Raw genomic sequence first — 15,221 nt, 5'->3', positions numbered from 1 at the left:
GCATGAAGAAAGCTCGGCTCACCGCCGCGATCACGAGCGTGGTGGCCTTGACCGTGAGCGCGTGCGGGGGGACGTCGCAATCCGGGCAGGACCGGACCGCGAACCAGAAACTGACCGAGGGCAAGACCTTCACGATGGCGATCGGCACCGATCCGGGAGCGCTGGACCCGGCGATGACCGTGCTCTCGGTCGCGCTCGACATCGGGCGTTACCTCTACGACAGCCTGATCAACCTCGACGAGTCCGGCAAGCCGATCGCCGGGCTGGCCGAGAAGTGGGAGGCCTCCACGACCACCGCCTCCTTCACCCTGCGGAACGGGATCACCTGTGACGACGGCACCCCGCTGACCGCGAGCGACGTGGCGGCGAACATCGACTTCGTCGGCGATCCGGCCAACAAGTCGCCGATGTCCGGGCTCACCGTCGCGCCGGGGACCAAGGCGACCGCCGACGACGCCACGCGGAAGATCACGCTCACCAGCGGCGCGCCGGACGCGTTCCTGCTGCGCAACGTCGGCGGCCTGCCGATCGTCTGCGGCAAGGGCGTGACCGACCGGCAGGCGCTCGCCAAGGGCAAATACGGCACCGGCATGTTCACCATGACCGAGATCGTGCCGAACGACCACTACACCCTCACCCGGCGCAAGGACTACGCGTGGGGCCCGGGGGACTGGCAGCGTGAACAGCCCGGCCTGCCGGAGAAGGTGACCTTCCGGGTCATCCAGAACATGACGACCGCCGCGAACCTGCTGCTGTCCGGCGAGCTCAACGGCGCCCGGATCACCGGCCAGGACCAGCAGCGCCTGCGTGCCCAGAAACTGTTCCACGGCGAGCAGGTCGTGCCGATGGGCGAGATGTTCTTCAACCAGGCACCCGGACGCGCCGGCGGCGATCAGGCCGTGCGCCGCGGGCTGGTGCAGGCGCTCGACCTCGCCCAGATCGGCAAGGTGCTCACCAGCGGCTCCGGGGCGCCCAGCCAGGGAATGGTCACCACCGAACCGAAGGCGTGCGCCGGAGACGCGGTGGCGGGCAAACTGCCCGCGTTCGACGTCGCCGCCGCGAAGTCGACCCTCGACGCGGCCGGCTGGAAGCCGGGAGCGGACGGGGTGCGGGTCAAGGACGGCAAACGGCTCGCGTTGACCGCGATCTACGGCACGCAACTCGGCCCGACGATGGCACCCGCCGCCGAACTGATGCAGCAGTCCTGGAAGGCCGTCGGCGCCGACGTGACGCTCAAAGGTCTGGACAGCCCGGGGACCAGCCAGGTGCTCTTCAACACCGGTGAGTGGGACATCTCGCTGGCGCCGGTGACCTTGCTGCTGCCGAGCCAGATCAGCCCGTTCGTTTCAGGGCCGAAGCCTCCGGCGGGCACCAACTTCGCGCATATCGAGAACGAGAAGTACACGTCGCAGGCCGCGCGGGCGGCGCAGATGTCCGGTGACTCTGGCTGCGCGACCTGGCTCGCGGCGGAGCAGGCGCTCATCGAGCGGCTGGACGTCGTGCCGTACGTCAACTCGGTCATCCCGACCTTCGGCAGCAACGCGCGGTTCAAGGTCATCTTCGGTTCGGTCGAGCCGTCGTCGATCCGGATGTACGCCTGATGGCCGTCGCGGTCGCCCCGGCCGGGTTGCGCGGCAGCCCGTGGCTGTCGTTCGCCGTGCGCCGCCTCGGCCGGTTCGCGATCTCGTTGTGGGTCTTGATCACCACGGCGTTCCTGATGATCCAGCTGATCCCCGGCGACCCGGTCCGCGCGGCGCTCGGGCTGACCGCGCCGGTCGAGCTGGTGAACGCGCGCCGGGCGGCGCTCGGCCTCGACGATCCGCTGTGGCTGCAGTACGTCCACTACCTCAGCGGACTGGTCACCGGGGACTTCGGGACGTCGATGACAAGCGGGCAGCCGGTCTCCGAGGTGATCGGCGACCGGCTGCCCGCCACCCTTCAGCTGGCGTTGCCCGCCTTCGCGGTGGTCATCGCGATCGCGATCCCGCTGGGCCTGCTGTTCGCCGTGCTGACCCGCGGCGGACGGCGGCGGGGCGGCGAGCTGGCGTTCACCTCGACGACCGTGCTGCTCGCGGCCATCCCGGAGTTCCTGCTCGCCGTGGCGCTGGTGGCGTTCTTCTCGGTCCAGCTGGGCTGGTTCCCGGTCGCGGGGAACGCGGACGCGAGCTCGTTCGTGCTCCCGGTGATCGCGTTGGCGCTCGGCCCGGCGTCGGTGCTCGCCCGTATCGTCCGGGTGGAGACGCTTTCCGTGCTGGGCAACGACTTCATCCGCACCGCGCGGGCGAAGCGGCTGCCCGCGCGGCTGGTCTACCTGCGGCACGCCCTGCCGAACGCGCTGACCGCCACGCTCACCATGGGCGGGCTGATGCTGACCGGGATGGTCGCCGGGACGGTGCTCGTGGAGAACGTCTTCGCCTGGCCGGGCCTCGGTTCCACCATCGCCCAGTCGATTCTCCAGAAGGACTATCCGCTGGTGCAGGGGATCGTGCTCGTCTACGGCATCGGGGTGCTGCTGGTGAACCTGACGGTGGACGTGCTGCTGGCCGTTCTCGATCCGCGTTCGACGATCCGGGAGAACTGAGATGGCGAAATGGTTCGCGGCCCTGCGCACGCCGGTGGGCGGGTTCGCGGCGGCCCTGCTGGCGCTGGTGCTCGCGCTCGCGGTGTTCGCTCCGATCCTGTGGCACGACAACGCTTTCGCGATCGACACGGACGCCATCGCGCAGGGACCGTCGGCGGCGCATTGGCTCGGCACCGACGATCTCGGCCGCGACATCCTCTTCCGTGTCCTGGTCGCGACCCGGCTTTCGGTCCTGCTGGCCGTGCTCGCGACGGTGATCGGGGTGGTGACCGGGCTCGTCCTCGGCACCTTGCCCTCGCTGCTGCCGAGGCCCGCCGCGCGGCTGGTCACCTCCGCGGTGAACATCGCGGTCGCGTTCCCCGGCCTGTTGCTGGTGCTGTTCTTCTCGGTCATCTTCGGGGTCGGAACGCACGGCGCGGTGTTCGCGGTCGGTTTCGCGCTGGCGCCGGCGTTCGCACGGCTCGCCCAGACGCTGTCGGCTTCCGTGGCGGGGCAGGACTTCGTGTCCGCCGCGCGGATCTCCGGCGTCGGCCGGACGCGGTTGCTGATCCGGCACATCCTCCCCAACATCGGCGAACCCTTGGTGGTGAACGCGACCATCGGCGCGGGTGCCTGCCTGCTGGCCTTCTCCGGGCTGTCGTTCCTCGGCATCGGTGTGCAGGCACCGGATTACGACTGGGGACGGCTACTCGGCGAAGGGCTCAACGGGATCTACGTCAACCCGGCGGCCGCGCTCGCGCCGGGGGTGGCCGTGGTGCTGGCCGGGCTCGCCTTCAACCTGGTCGGCGAGACCGTCGCCGGGGTGATCGGCGTCCGCACCGGGCTGCGCAAACTCACCCCGCGGCCGGTCACGCCCGCCAGGGAGGACACCGCCGAGACCCGCGACGACGCGGTGCTGGTGGTGGAGAACCTCCAGGTCGCGTTCCCGCGCCCGTCGGGCTGGACGGTTCCGGTGCGCGGGGTGAGCTTCACCGTCCGCGCGGGCGAGGCGATCGGTGTCGTCGGCGAATCGGGCTCGGGGAAGAGCCTGACCGGGCTGGCGGTGTCGCGGCTGGTCGAAGCGCCGGCCGTGGTCACCGCGGACAAACTCGAATTCGCCGGGAAACCGGTGCTGACGACGCCGGAACGCGAGCTGCGCCCCTTGCTCGGCACGTCGCTGGCGATGGTGTTCCAGGATCCGATGACCTCGTTCAACCCGACCAGGCGGATCGGCCGTCAACTGGCCGAAGTCGCCGAACAGCACCAGGGGCTTCCGCGTGCCAAGGCCTTCGAGCGGGCCGTGGACCGGTTGCGCGCGGTGCGGATCCCCGCCGCCGAACGCCGTGCGCGGCAGTATCCGCACGAGTTCTCCGGCGGGATGCGGCAGCGCGCGATGATCGGCATGGGCCTGATGGGCGACCCGAAGCTCATCATCGCCGACGAGCCGACCACCGCGCTCGACGTCACCGTGCAGCGGCAGTTGCTGCGCCTGCTGGCGCGGACCAGGGCCGAACGGGACACGGCGATCATCCTGATCAGCCACGACATCGCGGTCGTTTCGCAGACGTGCGAACGGATCCTGGTCATGTACGCGGGCCGGGTGGTGGAGGACCTGCCGTCCGCCGCGACCCCGCGGCATCCCTACACACGCGCCCTGATGGCCGCGACGCTCGACCTCGAGACCGATCGTGAGGCTCCGCTCGCGGTGATCCCCGGCCGCCCGCCGGAACCGGACCGCGTGCCCGACGGCTGCGCCTTCGCCGACCGGTGCCCGGCGGCGACCGACCGATGCCGTCTCGAAGACCCGGTGCTGGAGCGCGTGGAAGCCGGGCACCGCGTCGCCTGCTGGTACCCCGCGCCGCTTTCCCGCCCCGCCAAGGAAACCGTGACCGCAGGAGGTGCGGAGTGAGCGATCTCGTCTTCGACGCGGTGAGCGTGCGGTACGGCGGCAGGCGCGGACTCACCGCGGTCGACCGGGTCGGCCTGACCGTCCCTTCCGGACAGGTCGTCGGGCTCGTCGGCGAATCGGGCTCCGGGAAGTCGACGCTGGCCCGTGCCGCCGTCGGGCTTTCGCCGATCAGCGCCGGACGGGTCCTGCTGGGCGGCGTGGACGTGCGCAAGCTGCCCCGCCGCCCGCCCTTGCAGATGGTGTTCCAGGATCCGTATTCCTCTTTGGACCCCCGGATGAGCATCGGGGAGTCGATCACCGAAGCGATCCCGCGTGGCGTCCTGCCCGGCCGCGCGGCGCGCCGGGACGAGGTCGCCCGGCTCCTGGAACTGGTCAATCTCGACCCGGACAGGGCGGGCCATCTCCCGGGGCAGCTTTCCGGCGGCCAGCGGCAGCGGGTGGCGCTCGCCCGCGCGCTGGCCGGGCGGCCCGACGTGCTGATCGCGGACGAGATCACCTCGGCGCTCGACGTCTCGGTGCAGGGCGCGGTGCTCAACCTCGTCCGGTCCGTGCAACGACGGCTGGGTCTGTCGATGCTGTTCATCTCGCACAACCTCGCGGTGATCCGCTACCTCAGCGACATCGTCGCCGTGATGTACCTCGGCCGGATCGTCGAGGTCGGCCCGGCCGAACAGGTGCTCAGCGACCCGCAGCATCCGTACACCAGGGATCTGCTCGCCGCGGCGCCGTCGGCGACCGGTTCACTGCTCGACCTCGGTGACGCGGGCGAGACCGCCGACGTCGAACCCGCCGACCCGCACCATCCACCCGCCGGGTGCCGCTACCACACCCGCTGCCCGGTCGGCCCGCTCGTGCGTACCGGCCGCGAACACTGCCTCCAGGCGGATCCCTCCGAAGACGCGGCACACCGACGTCATTCGGCGGCCTGCCACTTCAGCGAAAACGAGAGCCACCAGCTCACGATCTCCAGAGGAGCAAGCGCATCATGACCCGACGTCTCGGTCTCGACGACCTGTACGACATCGCCGTCCCCAGCCAGCCTTCGCTTTCCCCGGACGGCGGCCGGATCGTCTACGTCCTGCGCACCGCCGACCGTGACGAGGACCGGAACGTGTACACGCTCTGGGAGGTCGGCGCGACCGGCGGCGAAGCGCGGCAGCTGACGCGCGGAACGGCCGACATGGCACCGAAATGGGCGCCGGACGGTACGCGGATCGCGTTCCTCCGCGCGCAGGACGGACCGCCGCAGGTGTGGTTCCTGCCGTCGTCGGGCGGGGAGGCCGAACGGATCACCGAACTCCCGCTGGGTGCGGGCGCCCCGGTCTGGAGCCCGGACGGCGGCAAGATCGCGTTCTCGGCGGCGGTCGACCTGGCGGGCGGGGAACTCGCGCCGAACGCCCCCGTGGTGGCCGACCGCCTGGACTTCAAGGCCGACGGCGCCGGGCTGCTCAAGACCGTCCGCAAACATCTGCACGTCCTCGACGTCGCCACTCGGGAAGTCCGGCAGGTCACCTTCGGGGATTGGCACGCCGGCGAACCGGCCTGGTCTCCCGACGGCACCAGGCTGGCGTTCTCCGCCGGGCGGGACGGCGACGCGGATCTGACCTTCCGGTCCGGTGCCTACGTGCTCGACGTGACCACCAAGACCGCCGAGCCGCGGCTGATCGGCTCCGGCGAAGGCATGGCGGGCACGGTCGGCTGGACCGCCGACGGCACCGCGCTGCTGGTGGTCGGCCGGGCCGACACCCAGGTCGGGCATCTCGGGTTGTGGCGGATCCCGCTGGACGGCGGGGACCCGGTCGAGTTGACCGCTGCGCTGGACCGCAACGTGATGTCCGGCGGCCCCGGCTATCCGGGAGCCCTGCCGCAGGTGACCGAGGACGGAGCCGTGCTGTTCGGCGTCCGCGACCGCGGCTGCACTCATCTGTACAAAGTGGACGCCGAGGGCGGAGAGCCGCGCGCGATGCTGGCGGGCGCGGACCGCGTCGTGTCCGGAATGGACATCGCGGGGGGACGGGTCGTGGTCGTGCTGGCCACGGGCACGTCGTTCGGCGAGGTCACCGTCGTCGACCCGGCCACCGGTGCCCTCGACGTGCGGACGAAGCACGGCGAGTCCGACGTCGAGCTCTTCCGCCACGAGGAACGGGAATTCGCCATCGGCGACGGCACCGTCGTCCACGGCTGGCTCCTGCGGGACCCGGCGCGATCCGGACCGGCGCCCCTGCTGCTCGACATCCACGGCGGTCCGCACAACGCCTGGAACGGCGCGGCCGACTCGATCCACCTGTATCACCAGGAGCTCGTCGCCCGAGGCTGGGCGGTGCTGCTGCTCAACCCGCGCGGCAGCGACGGCTACGGCGAGGACTTCTACACCGGTGCCGTGGGCGCGTGGGGCGTCGCCGACGCGGCCGACTTCCTCGAACCGTTGGACACCCTGGTCGCGGAAGGGATCGCCGACGCGGACCGGCTCGCCGTGGCGGGGTACAGCTACGGCGGGTTCATGACCTGCTACCTGACCAGCCGCGACGACCGCTTCGCCGCCGCTGTCGCGGGCGGTGTGGTCAGCGACCTCACCAGTATGGGCGGCACGTCCGACGCCGGGCACTACCTGGCCGTCGGCGAGCTCGGCGGTCCGGCTTGGGACAAGGAGAACGAGCGGTTCTCGCCGTTCGCCCGCGTCGCCGACGTGCGGACGCCGACGCTCGTCGTCCAGGGTGCGAACGACGACCGGTGCCCGGTCGGGCAGGCCGAGCAGTGGTTCGGCGCCCTGCGCGCACGAGGTGTCCCGTCGCGGCTGGTGCTGTACCCGGACGCCTCGCACCTGTTCATCCTCGACGGGCCGCCCTCGCAGCGTGTCGACTTCAACCGGCGCGTCCTCGAATGGGTCGAGCAGTACGCGGCACCCGCGGACGGGGTGTCGCGAGTGCCGATCGAAGCGGCGCACTGGCGGCGAAGGCTGGCCGAGCTGGCGCGCAAACACCGTGTTCCCGGCGCGGCGCTGGGAATCGCCCGGGTGGGCGACGAGAGCGAGGTTCTCGCGTCCTACGGCGTGCTGAACACGAACACGGGGGTCGAGGTCACCGAAGATTCGGTGTTCCAGATCGGCTCGATCTCCAAGGTGTGGACCGCGACCGTGGTCATGCGGCTGGTCGACGAAGGCCTGCTCGATCTCGACGCGCCGATCGCCGACGTCGTCCCCGAACTGCGGCTCGCCGATCCGGACGTCGCCAAGCAGGTGACCATGCGGCATCTGCTGACGCACACCAGCGGGATCGACGGGGACGTCTTCACCGACACGGGCCGAGGCGACGACTGCCTCGAACGCTATGTCGAAATCCTCGACCAGGCCGCGCAGAACCATCCTCTCGGCGAGACGTTCTCCTACTGCAACTCGGGTTTCGTGCTGATGGGCCGGGTGATCGAGAAGCTCACCGGGCAGACCTGGGACGCCGCGATGCGGGAGAAGCTGTTCGCCCCGCTCGGTCTCACCCACACCGTGACGCTGCCCGAGGAAGCACTGTTGCACCGCGCCGCCGTCGGGCACGTCGGTGGCGCGGACGAGGAGCCGAAGCCCGCCCCGGTCTGGGGACTGCCGCGGAACATGGGGCCGGCGGGCCTGATCACCGCCACCACCAAGGATGTGCTCGGCTTCGCCCGGTTGCATCTGACCGGCGGGCTCACCCCGTCCGGTGAGCGGATCCTGACGACGGCGTCCGCCGCCGCGATGGCCGAGAAGCACGCCGACCTCCCCGACAAGCACTCCCTCGGCGACTCGTGGGGCCTCGGCTGGATCCGCGACGAGTGGAGCGGACGGCGGGTCATCGGCCACGACGGCAACACGATCGGGCAGTCCGCGTTCCTGCGGCTGCTGCCCGACCAGGGGCTCGCCGTCACGCTGCTCACCAACGGCGGCAACACCCGCGACCTGTTCGAGGAGCTGTACCGGGAGATCTTCGCGGAACTGGCGGATGTGGCGATGCCGCGGCCGCTGACGCCGCCCTCTCCGCCGGTCACCGTCGACGGTTCGAGGCACGTCGGCGTCTACGAGCGGGCCGGTGTGCTGATGGAGGTACTGTCCGAAAAGGACGGACTCCGGCTGCGGCAGACCGCGACGGGCCCACTGGCGGAGCTGATGCCGGAGAAGACGATGGAGTTCGACCTGGTCCCGGTGACCGATTCGCTGTACGTCTGCCGTGAGCCGGGCGCGCAGACCTGGATGCCGGTCACGTTCTACACGCTGCCGACAGGGGAGCCGTACATGCACCATGGCGTGCGCGCGACGCCGAAGGTGTCCTGAAAGCACTCGGCCCGCCCGGACTTGCGGGCGGGCCGAGGCGTTCAGGCCCTGCGCCGTGCGATGTAGCGGACGATCAGAAGCACGATGCACACGACCGAGACGGCGCCCGCGGCCATGCGGGAGGTCCAGTCCAGTCCCGCGAACTGGCCGATCGAATTGGTGGCGGCGCTGACGAGCAGGACCAGCCAGAGAGCGGCGGTGACGATCGTGCCGCCGGCGTTTTTGGTGTCGTTCATGGGAAAGACGCTAGGGTTCGGCGGATCGGGGGACCAGGGGAGTGACCCCCGTCGTGAGGTGGTGCCAGCGCTACCTCATCCGGACCGAGCGAAGGAGTTCCAGCGTGGCGATCCATCGGATGGACAACGTCCTCATCGTCGTCGAAGACCTTGACGCGGTCATCGCGTTCTTCGTCGAACTTGGGATGGAGCTGGAAGGCAAGGGGCCGCTCGACTGGCCGGGCGCGGAACGGGTCATCGGGCTCGAAGACGTCAGCCAGGACGTCGCCATGCTGCGGATCCCGGGCGGTCCGGGGCGGATCGAGCTGGCGAAGTTCCACCGGCCGAAGGCCATCGTGCCCGAGCCCGCGCGTCCTCCGGCGAACACGCTGGGCATCCGGCGCGTCATGTTCGCCGTCGACGACATCGACGACGTGGTGGCCCGCCTGCGCGCTCACGGCGCCGAACTCGTGGGTGCGGTGGAGGAGTACGAGAACGTCTACCGGCTCTGCTACGTCCGGGGTCCGGAAGGCATCGTCGTCGGGCTCGCGGAAGAACTCGGGGCCTCGTGAGTGGTAAGGACGGTTCTAACCGTCCTTACCACTCACGAGGGTTTCAGCCTTTTCCGCCCAGGTAGGCCAGCACCGCCAAGACCCGACGATGCCCGCTGTCCTCCGGCAACCCGAGCTTCGCGAAGATGTTCCGGATGTGCTTGTGCACCGCGCCGTCGCTCACCACCAGCAGTTCGGCGATGGTCGTGTTGTTGTAGCCCTCCGCCATCAGCCCGAGCACCTCGCGCTCCCGCGCGGTCAGCCCTTCGAGCGGATCGGTCGCGCGGCGGTGCGCCATCAGCTGGGTGATCACCTCGGGGTCCATCGCCGTCCCGCCCTTGACGACCCGGTCCAGCGCGTCGAGGAACTTCTCGACCTTCCCGACCCGCTCTTTGAGCAGATACCCGACGGCGCCTTTGCCGTCGGCCAGGAGTTCCGCCGCGTAGCCGGTCTCGACGTGGGCGGACAGCACGAGCACGGGCAGCCCGGGGTACATCTTCCGCGCCTTGACGGCGGCGCGGAGGCCTTCGTCGGTGTGGGTCGGCGGCAGCCGGACGTCGGTGATCACCGCGTCGGGCCGGTCCTTGGTGACCAGTTCGAGGAACTCGTCCACGTCGTCCACCGCGGCGGCGACGTCGATGCCCGAGGTGTTCAGCAGCATCACCAGGCCTTCGCGCAGCAGCGCGTCGTCCTCGACGATCACGACCCGCATGGCAACTCCACTTTCAGTACGGTCGGCCCACCGGCGGGGCTCGACAGTTTCAAGGTCCCGTCGAAGGCCTCGGCCCGCTTGCGGATCCCGGACAGACCGCTGCCGCCGGATTCGTCGGCGCCGCCGTGGCCGTCGTCGCGGATTTCGATGAGCAGGGTGTCGGCGGTGCCGTCGAGGGTGATCCAGGCGTGTTCGGCGCCGGAATGTTTGGTGATGTTGGCCAGCATCTCGGCGACGACGAAGTACGCGGCCGCCTCGACGGCGGCGGGACGGCGACTCCGGCTGCGAACGTCCACAGTGCACGGAACGGGGCAGCGGTCGGCCAGGGCGGTGACGGCGCCGTCGAGGCCGCGGTCGGTCAGCAGCGGCGGGTGGATACTGCGCACGACGGTCCGAAGCTCGGCGAGCGCGCCGGTCGCTGTGTCCTGCGCCTTGCCCAGCAGCTCCCGCGCCCGCTGCGGATCCTTCTCGAAGAGCGAGTCGGCGATCCCCAGCTGCAGGACCACCGCGGCGATCCTCGCCTGGGTCCCGTCGTGCAGGTCGCGTTCGAGGCGACGGAGTTCGGCGCCGTGGGCCTCCAATGCGGCGGCACGCGACGCGGCGAGTTCGACGACGCGGTCGGTCAGCACCACTCCTGGCGCCGGCGCGAGCAGCCTGCGCACGATGGAGGCCTGCCAGCGGGCGACGCGGGGGTACAGGAAGATCAGCGCGATCATGCCGGCGCCGGTGATCGCGCTGAGCGCGGCCAGCGGCCACGACGTGACCATGAAGCCGAGGGAGCTTTCCACCCCGCCGGGGAACGCCGGCCAGATGAACGCCGTGACGATCTGCCGGAGCCCGCCGAGCGGCAGGGCGATGGCGAAGATGCCGATGACGAAACCGGTGGCGCCGTGGAAGACGAGCCAGCCCAGATCGCGCCGCGAGGCCGGGTCGGTCACCGGGTTCCCGGACCGGTACGGCTCGGGGATCGGCTCGTCCAGCAGCCGCGCTGCCCGCCGTCGTTCGAAGTTGACCGGACGCCGGATCAGCTGGAGCGCGATGGGCAACGCCGGGATCCCGACGCCGAACGGGCACATCAGCAGCACGAACAGCATGCCGACGAGGACGAACCAGGCGAGCATGGAGGAGGCCGCGCCGACCGCGAGGTACCGGACCGCGGACCAACAGGACCGGAGCCGGGTGATCACCCGGACAGTCTTTCATCCGGCCTTCGGCGGCCTCGGAGCGGAGCGCGTGAAGGCCCGCTTTGCGATACTCGGACCATGATCCTCATCGTCCTCAAAGCACAGATCCGCCCCGACAAGCGCACCGAATGGCTCGCGGGTATCGAGCGCTACACGCAGCAGGTGCGCAGCGAACCCGGCAACATCTCGTTCGACTACTACCAGAACGCCGGTGACGAGAACGAGTTCGTCCTGGTCGAGGTCTTCGCCGACAGCGCGGCGGGCGACGCGCACGTCGCCACGCAGCACGCCCAGGACTTCTTCCCGTTCATGTCGACCGTCGTCGCCGAGAAGCCCCGGATCAACTACCAGAACCTCGACGGCGACGCGTGGTCGGAGATGGCCGAGGTCACGCCGGTCGACTAGCGGCGTCCGCGGCGGTGCGGTCGATGATGCCGGCCAGCGTCGTCGCGGCTTCTTCGGGGACCCAGTGGCTGACGCCGGTCAGGATTTCGAGCCGGTAGGCGGCGTCGACGTACTCGCCGGCGAGTTCGGCGCTTCGCCGGGACAGCGCGGTGTCGCCGTCGCTCCAGACGTGTGTCGTCGGCACGGTGACCCGGGCGCGGAGGGCGGCCGGGTGCTGGAAGAGCATCGCGCGGTACCAGTTCAGCCCGCCGGTGAGGGCTCCGCCGTGGAAAATGTCCTGGCGGACCTGGTCGATCTGGGCGGATGTCATCCCGGTGCCTGCCAGCGTGCGGTCCAGTACGCGTGGCAGGCACCGGAGGACGAATTCCGGCAGCCAGGGGAGCTGGAACAGGAACATGTAGTAGGACCGGACGAGCTGGTCGCTGCCGAGCATCGCGCGGAGGAACGCCCCGGGATGCGGGACCGACACGGTGGTCAGCGACCTGACCAGGTCCGGTCGTCGTGCCGCCGTCGACCAGGCGGCGACGGCACCCCAGTCGTGTCCGACGAGGTGGACCGGCCCGGAGCCGAGGGTCTCGATGAGGGCGACGGTGTCGGCCACGAGACGGCCGGACCGGTAGGCGAAGCGGCCTCGCGGTCGTGCGCGAGGTGAATAGCCGCGCTGGTCGGGCACGATCGTGCGGTATCCCCGCTGGTGGAGCCGGGCCGCGGTGTCGGTCCAGGAAGCGCCGGTCTGCGGGAAGCCGTGCAGCAGGACGGCGACGGCGCCGTCGAGCGGGCCGGTGTCCCGGACGTCGAAGATGAGTCCGTCGTGGTCGAAGGTGGCGATGCGGCGGGGCGTGGTCATGGGTGGATTTCCCCTTGCTTTCGTGGACTGCTCGTATATGTTACCTTGAGTAACAGTGAATCGCGGTAACAGGTAGCCGCGCACTCTGTCGACGTCGTCAGGGAGGTCCGTATGACCAGCACCGATGTGCCACGAACGGCCGGGGCAGGCCGCCACGAGACCGCGCAGCGGCTCCTCGATTCGTCCGCGATGCTGTCCTACGACCCGGCCACCGAGGTGGACTGGGAGACGCCGCTGGACAAGGACTTCCACGGCGCCAGCCCGGAGTGGAGCACCCTCTACGGCACGAGCTACTGGGCCGAGATGAGCCCGGAGCAGCAGAAGGAGCTCACCCGCCAGGAAGCCGCTTCGGTGGCGAGCACCGGTATCTGGTTCGAGATGATCCTGCAGCAGATGGTGCTGCGTGATTTCTACGCCAAGGACCCGACCGATCCGGCGTTCCAGTGGGCGCTGACCGAGATCGCCGACGAATGCCGTCACTCGATCATGTTCGCCCGCGGCGCGGCGAAGCTCGGCGCGCCCCCGTACCGCCCGCGCAAGCTCGCCGTCGAACTCGGCCGGATCTTCAAGGCGACGGCCGGTGGCGAAGCGGCGTACGCGGCCATCCTCGTCGCCGAAGAGGTCCTCGACGTCATGCAGCGCGACTGGATGCGCGACGAGCGCGTGGTCCCGTTCGTGCGCACCATCAACAACATCCACGTGGTCGAAGAATCCCGGCACATGAAGTTCGCCCGTGAAGAGACGCGTGAGCAGCTGGAGGGCGCGGGCTTCCTGCGCCGCCGGATCAACGCGCTGGTCGTCGCGATCGCGTCGTACTTCATCGTCAGCAGCATGATCAACCGCGACGTCTACCGGCACGCGGGGCTCGACACCAAGCGCGCCTTGCGGGAGGCGAAGGCCAACGAGCACCACAAGGCGATGATGCGCTCCAGCTGCGCCGGGCTGATGGAGTTCCTCGGCTCGTGCGGTCTGCTCACCCGCCCCGCGCTGGTGTTCTACAAGCGGGCGAACCTGATCTGACATGGCCTTCGCGATCACCCAGACCTGCTGCAACGACGCCACCTGCGTGTCGGTCTGCCCGGTCAACTGCATCCACCCGACACCGGACGAGCCCGATTTCGGCACCACCGAGATGCTCTACGTCGATCCGGCCACGTGCATCGACTGCGGGGCCTGCGCGGACGCCTGCCCGGTGGACGCCATCTTCCCGGCGGATCTGCTGACCGGGCCGCTGCAGGTCTACGCGGGAATCAACGCGGCCTTCTACGCCGGCCGTGAGCCCGTCGCCTCGGCGGATCCGGCGCCGAACTTCCACCGATGGGGCCCGCCGACGTTCGACCGGGCCATCCCGAGCGATTTCGCGCCGCCGGACATCGCCGTCGTCGGTACCGGCCCGGCCGGGATGTACGCGGTGGAGGACCTGCTCCTGCACACGAACGCGCGGGTCACGCTGATCGACCGGCTGCCGGTCGCGGGCGGGCTCGTCCGCTACGGCGTCGCCCCGGACCACCCCGCCACGAAGCGGATCGGGGAGACGTTCTCGCGCCTTCACGAGCATCCGCGGCTGCGGATGCGCCTGGGCACCGAGATCGGCCGCGACGTGTCGGTGGACGAGCTGGCCGAACGTCACGACGCCGTCGTCTATGCGGTGGGTGCCTCATCCGCGCGCCGTCTCGGCCTGGAGGGCGAGGATCTGCCCGGCAGTATCGCCGCGACCACCGTCGTCGCCTGGTACAACGGGCATCCGGACGTGCCCGCGAACGCGGTCGACCTGTCCGCGGAACGGGTCGTGCTGGTCGGCACCGGGAATGTCGCGCTGGACGTGGCCCGGATCCTCACCGCCGACCCCGGCGACCTCGCCGGGACGACGATCGCCCCGCACGCGCTGGAACGCTTGCGTACCAGCAAGATCCGGGAGGTCGTGCTGCTCGCCCGGCGCGGGCCGGAGGACGCCGCGTACACGTCGCCGGAGCTGCTCGCCTTGGCCGCTCGCGACGGCGTGCCACTGATCGTCGACGAGGCGGACCCGCGCACCACGGCCGCGATCGACGCGGGCGGCGGCAAAGCGGCGCTGCTGCGCGAACTCGGCCGTGAGACGGTCGATTGGACCGCGCCTCCGGCCGGGGACTCGCGCCGGATCGTCCTGCGCTTCCACTCCGCGCCCACCGAGATCATCGGCGATACGCAGGTTCGCGGTCTGCGCGTCACGGGTGGGGACGGGCCGGTGGAAATCGCCGCCGGTCAGGTCGTCCGCGCTGTCGGCTATCGAGGTGTCCCGGTGCCAGGGCTGCCGTTCGACGACGACCGCGGCACGATCCCGAACACCGCCGGTCGCGTCGACGGGCGCAGCGGCGCCTACGTGGTCGGCTGGATCAAACGCGGTCCCTCGGGCGGGATCGGCGCGAACCGCACTTGTGCGCGGGAGACCGTGGCGACTCTGCTGGAGGACATCACTTCCGGCGCGCTTCCGGTGCGGGGCAGGCGGTCGCCGGTCGCGGCGCTGGCGGCGCGGTTCCGCGGCCGCTGACCGCCGCGACCGTC

The 15,221-nt window shown here is 70.4% G+C and carries 13 protein-coding genes; 9 read left to right on the top strand and 4 right to left on the bottom strand.

Features of this window, described 5'->3' with window-relative positions; all coding sequences use genetic code 11:
* Window positions 1-2: 2 nt before the first annotated feature.
* The 5 genes from ACFWIW_RS07590 to ACFWIW_RS07570 are packed head-to-tail and all read left to right on the top strand — an operon-like array spanning window position 3 to window position 8,766.
* Window positions 3-1,601 (top strand): ABC transporter substrate-binding protein, encoded by a 1,599-nt coding sequence (locus ACFWIW_RS07590; RefSeq protein WP_378367665.1) that lies wholly within the window; start codon window positions 3-5, stop codon window positions 1,599-1,601.
* Window positions 1,601-2,581 carry an ABC transporter permease gene (locus ACFWIW_RS07585; RefSeq protein WP_378367664.1) on the top strand — a complete coding sequence of 327 codons (981 nt, stop codon included), beginning with the start codon at window positions 1,601-1,603 and terminating at the stop codon, window positions 2,579-2,581. The genes ACFWIW_RS07590 and ACFWIW_RS07585 overlap by 1 nt, the downstream gene beginning before the upstream one ends.
* A 1-nt stretch (window position 2,582) precedes the next feature.
* On the top strand, window positions 2,583-4,469 hold the full coding sequence (locus tag ACFWIW_RS07580; RefSeq protein ID WP_378367663.1) for a dipeptide/oligopeptide/nickel ABC transporter permease/ATP-binding protein: 1,887 nt from the start codon (window positions 2,583-2,585) through the stop codon (window positions 4,467-4,469).
* Window positions 4,466-5,458 (top strand): ABC transporter ATP-binding protein, encoded by a 993-nt coding sequence (locus tag ACFWIW_RS07575; protein WP_378367662.1) that lies wholly within the window; start codon window positions 4,466-4,468, stop codon window positions 5,456-5,458. The genes ACFWIW_RS07580 and ACFWIW_RS07575 overlap by 4 nt, the downstream gene beginning before the upstream one ends.
* Window positions 5,455-8,766: a serine hydrolase gene (locus ACFWIW_RS07570; RefSeq protein ID WP_378367661.1), complete on the top strand. Its 3,312-nt coding sequence runs from the start codon at window positions 5,455-5,457 to the stop codon at window positions 8,764-8,766. Before ACFWIW_RS07575 ends, ACFWIW_RS07570 begins: the two co-directional genes overlap by 4 nt.
* A gap of 41 nt (window positions 8,767-8,807) precedes the next feature.
* On the opposite strand, the gene ACFWIW_RS07565 is transcribed toward ACFWIW_RS07570, so the two are convergent.
* Window positions 8,808-9,002 carry a hypothetical protein gene (locus ACFWIW_RS07565; protein WP_378367660.1) on the bottom strand — a complete coding sequence of 65 codons (195 nt, stop codon included), beginning with the start codon at window positions 9,000-9,002 and terminating at the stop codon, window positions 8,808-8,810.
* A gap of 104 nt (window positions 9,003-9,106) precedes the next feature.
* On the opposite strand from ACFWIW_RS07565, the gene ACFWIW_RS07560 reads away from it, so the two are divergent.
* Window positions 9,107-9,553: a VOC family protein gene (locus ACFWIW_RS07560; protein ID WP_378367659.1), complete on the top strand. Its 447-nt coding sequence runs from the start codon at window positions 9,107-9,109 to the stop codon at window positions 9,551-9,553.
* A gap of 43 nt (window positions 9,554-9,596) precedes the next feature.
* Here ACFWIW_RS07560 and ACFWIW_RS07555 read toward each other — a convergent pair whose 3' ends face one another.
* The gene (locus ACFWIW_RS07555) at window positions 9,597-10,244 is read right to left on the bottom strand and encodes a response regulator transcription factor (RefSeq protein WP_038512999.1); all 648 of its coding nucleotides are present in this window, start codon (window positions 10,242-10,244) and stop codon (window positions 9,597-9,599) included.
* Window positions 10,232-11,431: a sensor histidine kinase gene (locus tag ACFWIW_RS07550; RefSeq protein WP_378367658.1), complete on the bottom strand. Its 1,200-nt coding sequence runs from the start codon at window positions 11,429-11,431 to the stop codon at window positions 10,232-10,234. Before ACFWIW_RS07550 ends, ACFWIW_RS07555 begins: the two co-directional genes overlap by 13 nt.
* A gap of 75 nt (window positions 11,432-11,506) precedes the next feature.
* Between ACFWIW_RS07550 and ACFWIW_RS07545 the strand changes: the two genes are divergently transcribed.
* Window positions 11,507-11,833, top strand: coding sequence for a putative quinol monooxygenase (locus ACFWIW_RS07545; RefSeq protein ID WP_378367657.1), 327 nt, complete (start codon window positions 11,507-11,509; stop codon window positions 11,831-11,833).
* Here ACFWIW_RS07545 and ACFWIW_RS07540 read toward each other — a convergent pair.
* Window positions 11,817-12,680: an alpha/beta fold hydrolase gene (locus tag ACFWIW_RS07540; RefSeq protein ID WP_378367656.1), complete on the bottom strand. Its 864-nt coding sequence runs from the start codon at window positions 12,678-12,680 to the stop codon at window positions 11,817-11,819. The two genes, ACFWIW_RS07545 and ACFWIW_RS07540, sit on opposite strands and share 17 nt — an antisense overlap.
* Window positions 12,681-12,791: 111 nt before the next feature.
* Here ACFWIW_RS07540 and ACFWIW_RS07535 point away from each other — a divergent pair, with 111 nt between their 5' ends.
* A complete protein-coding gene (locus ACFWIW_RS07535; RefSeq protein WP_378367655.1) occupies window positions 12,792-13,700 on the top strand; it encodes a diiron oxygenase in 909 nt (302 codons plus the stop codon).
* A 1-nt stretch (window position 13,701) separates the two neighbouring features.
* Window positions 13,702-15,207, top strand: a complete 1,506-nt coding sequence (locus ACFWIW_RS07530) for an FAD-dependent oxidoreductase (RefSeq protein ID WP_378367654.1) — start codon at window positions 13,702-13,704, stop codon at window positions 15,205-15,207.
* The last annotated feature ends 14 nt before the right edge of the window (window positions 15,208-15,221 follow it).

The sequence above is a fragment of the Amycolatopsis sp. NPDC058340 genome (assembly GCF_042723975.1).
Taxonomy (GTDB): domain Bacteria; phylum Actinomycetota; class Actinomycetes; order Mycobacteriales; family Pseudonocardiaceae; genus Amycolatopsis.
Note: the sequence above shows the minus strand (reverse complement) of the source record. Positions and strands in the feature narration are given on the sequence as shown.

Excerpts from the sequence above, each read along its gene's own strand:
- ACFWIW_RS07590 (WP_378367665.1), top strand. The coding sequence starts at position 3 with ATGAAGAAAGCTCGGCTCACCGCCGCGATCACGAGCGTGGTGGCCTTG.
- ACFWIW_RS07585 (WP_378367664.1), top strand. The coding sequence starts at position 1,601 with ATGGCCGTCGCGGTCGCCCCGGCCGGGTTGCGCGGCAGCCCGTGGCTG.
- ACFWIW_RS07580 (WP_378367663.1), top strand. The coding sequence starts at position 2,583 with ATGGCGAAATGGTTCGCGGCCCTGCGCACGCCGGTGGGCGGGTTCGCG.
- ACFWIW_RS07570 (WP_378367661.1), top strand. The coding sequence starts at position 5,455 with ATGACCCGACGTCTCGGTCTCGACGACCTGTACGACATCGCCGTCCCC.
- ACFWIW_RS07565 (WP_378367660.1), bottom strand. The coding sequence starts at position 9,002 with ATGAACGACACCAAAAACGCCGGCGGCACGATCGTCACCGCCGCTCTC.
- ACFWIW_RS07555 (WP_038512999.1), bottom strand. The coding sequence starts at position 10,244 with ATGCGGGTCGTGATCGTCGAGGACGACGCGCTGCTGCGCGAAGGCCTG.
- ACFWIW_RS07545 (WP_378367657.1), top strand. The coding sequence starts at position 11,507 with ATGATCCTCATCGTCCTCAAAGCACAGATCCGCCCCGACAAGCGCACC.
- ACFWIW_RS07540 (WP_378367656.1), bottom strand. The coding sequence starts at position 12,680 with ATGACCACGCCCCGCCGCATCGCCACCTTCGACCACGACGGACTCATC.
- ACFWIW_RS07535 (WP_378367655.1), top strand. The coding sequence starts at position 12,792 with ATGACCAGCACCGATGTGCCACGAACGGCCGGGGCAGGCCGCCACGAG.
- ACFWIW_RS07530 (WP_378367654.1), top strand. The coding sequence starts at position 13,702 with ATGGCCTTCGCGATCACCCAGACCTGCTGCAACGACGCCACCTGCGTG.